This window comes from Microcystis sp. M53602_WE12, assembly GCF_030065455.1.
In the GTDB taxonomy this organism is placed as follows: Bacteria; Cyanobacteriota; Cyanobacteriia; order Cyanobacteriales; family Microcystaceae; genus Microcystis; species Microcystis aeruginosa.
Genome location: NZ_JASJFB010000220.1, coordinates 1 through 1,233, shown reverse-complemented (window position 1 = coordinate 1,233; position 1,233 = coordinate 1). Strand labels below are relative to the sequence as shown.

The following is a 1,233-nucleotide window of genomic DNA, read 5'->3' as shown; positions in this document are numbered from 1 at the left end:
TCCGCCAATTCGCGAGGCTTGGCCGATGGTGGCGGGTTTAATTTTTGTTAATTTTTCCCGCGATTCCATTGACAAAGTTTCGATTTTCATGTAGTCAATATCGGGGGATAAATGACGGTTACTGTGGCGACTAATTTGGTCAATTTGATTTTGTTGTCGTTTCAGATAACCGGAATATTTAATTTCAATTTCTACCCCTTCTCTTTCGGCTAAATTTATATCGGGATTACCTAAACCATAACGATCAAGATCGAGATAATGCAAGCTAGGACGACGCAGTAAATCCGCTAAAGAGAGAGAACCTTTGATTTTTTGTTCTGTATCCTTAACGATGGCAATTGCCACCTGATCCCGTTCTTTAATTCTGGTTTCGTGTAGGCGTTCTTTTTCAGCGATAATATTAGCTTGTTTAGTTTGGAATAATTGCCAACGCCGGTCATCAATTAAGCCAATTTCTCGCCCTAAAGGTGTTAATCTTTGATCGGCATTATCCGATCGCAATACTAAGCGATATTCGGAACGACTGGTTAACATTCGATAGGGTTCCCGCAGATCCTTGGTACACAAATCATCGACCAAAGTTCCTAGATAACTTTCCTCCCGGGGAAAAACAATTAACTCTTTTCCTAAAGCAAACCGGGCCGCATTAATCCCCGCCACCAGTCCCTGGGCTGCCGCTTCTTCATAACCGGTTGTCCCGTTAATTTGTCCCGCACAAAATAACCCCTCAATCTTCTTCGTCATCAGGGTTGGATAACACTGAGTTGCTGGTAAATAATCGTATTCCACTGCATAGGCAGCACGCAACATTACACAGTTTTCTAAACCGGGTAAAGTCCGCAGCATTGCTAATTGAACATTTTCCGGCAGTCCCGTTGAAAAGCCTTGGATATAAAGTTCGGGAATATCGCGCCCTTCCGGTTCAATAAAAATTTGATGACTTTCTTTATCGGCAAAACGGACGATTTTGTCCTCAATACTAGGACAATAACGCGGCCCTTTGGAGTCAATAAAACCGCCATAAATGGGGGATAAATGTAAATTATCTCTGATTAATTGATGAGTTGCCGCCGTGGTGCGGGTGAGATGACAGTTCATTTGTTCCCGTTCGATCCACACCTCTGGATCAAAACTAAACCAACGTACCTCGTCATCGGGCGGTTGCGGTTCCATACGGGAGTAATCCACCGAACGCTTATCCACACGGGCAGGAGTGCCAGTTTTTAGGCGACC

1 protein-coding gene is annotated in these 1,233 nt (G+C 44.0%); it reads right to left on the bottom strand.

The window, feature by feature from the left end; genetic code table 11:
- Window positions 1-1,233, bottom strand: a 1,233-nt coding sequence (mnmG, locus tag PX482_RS08060) for a tRNA uridine-5-carboxymethylaminomethyl(34) synthesis enzyme MnmG (protein ID WP_288122299.1), incomplete at both ends; no start/stop codon positions are given.